Origin of the sequence: Kluyvera sp. 142486 (assembly GCF_046569695.1) — a bacterium.
Classification (GTDB): domain Bacteria; phylum Pseudomonadota; class Gammaproteobacteria; order Enterobacterales; family Enterobacteriaceae; genus Kluyvera.
This window is the reverse complement of the sequence record NZ_JBKHUI010000039.1, coordinates 1-1,312: the sequence shown is the minus strand read 5'-3', so window position 1 is coordinate 1,312 and position 1,312 is coordinate 1. Positions and strand designations below refer to the sequence as shown.

General features: G+C 50.9%; 1 protein-coding gene. It reads right to left on the bottom strand.

Annotation, left to right across the window (positions count from 1 at the left end; all coding sequences use genetic code 11):
- Nucleotides 1–3: 3 nt before the first annotated feature.
- A protein-coding gene (locus ACLGE8_RS22635; protein ID WP_411001366.1) for an IS3 family transposase occupies nucleotides 4–1,259 on the bottom strand; the annotation gives its coding sequence in 2 pieces (ribosomal slippage) (nucleotides 4–908 and nucleotides 908–1,259; 1,257 coding nt in all).
- Nucleotides 1,260–1,312 lie beyond the last annotated feature (53 nt).

Here is a 1,312-nt window from a genome sequence, read left to right as displayed (position 1 = left end):
TGACTAGTCCTGATATAGGTTGACAGTTTTCTGTCGATAAAACGCCTGATGAACGTCATCGGGCGTTTTGTACTTCAGGGCCAGATGTGGCCGTTCATGGTTATAAATTCCCACCGACTCTTTTACCATCATTCTGGCTTGTGCCAGATCGGCTGGACGCGAGAGTAAAAACTCATTTTTCAGGATACCGTTTACTCGCTCAGCCAGTGCATTCTGGTAGCAGTCGTAACCATCGGTCATTGAACAGGTTATTCCGTTTCTTTCATGGACTGACTGATAGAGCGCTGAACAGTATTGCAGCCCTCTGTCAGAATGATGTACCAGCGGACCTGTCGTTTTTCTCTGCCTCAGCGCCTGTCTGAACGCTTTTACCACGTTTTCTGTCTGCAGGTTTTCCCCGACATGGTAACCCACGATTTTTCTGGAGCAGGCATCGGTGACCAGACTCAGATAGGCCGTGCCGCTACGTAGTGGAAGGTAAGTAATATCGGCAACCCAGACCTGCTCCGGCTCAAGGGCGGTAACCTGTTCAGGACCGGGTTTCAGCAGGTTAGGATGCCGGTGAAAGCGATGATGGCTGTTAGTGGTTTTGTGATATGCCCGTTTCACCGGCACCAGGAGCCGGTATTCATCCAGCAAGTTAAACAGACGATCCCGCCCGATATTCAGCGTTTTATCGGCCTGAGTATTCAGCAGATAGTGCAGTTTACGCGTACCGATTCTCGGCTGACGACACCTGATGCGGGCAACAAACTCCAGAACCTGAGCATGATGTTCCTGCCGTTTTCTGCGCCTTGTGTTGTCCTGGTACCATGCCTGTCTGCTGTGCCCCAGGAACTGGCACGCACGCGTAACGGTTATTTTGGGGACCGGACTTTGCGCGAGGACTTGCCGGGCCGCTTTTTTACGATGCTCACCCCATAATCATTTTTCAGGACATTGATAACCGACTCAAAAAACTCAGCTTTCTGGTTTGCCAGCTCAAGCTGTTCTTCAAGTTCCCTGATTCTTTGCTCGGGTGTAAGCGGGACAGTCGTCTGAGCCATAGGCAGTTTCCTCTTCACCAGGTCAGGAAGTCCGGGGCTCCAGTCAAGCCGGCCATATTTACGCAGCCAGACAAGAACGGTGGAGCGCCCCTGAATGCCATACCGCTGCTGGGCCTGTTTATAGGTCATCTCGCCTTTTTCAACCTGTTCAACAACGGCTATTTTAAAGGATAGAGAATAATCACGTTGGGTGCGTTTGAACTCAGTCATCATCACGTTCTCCGGATTTAAGTCAGGAACGTGTCAACGCTATTCAGGACGGGTCA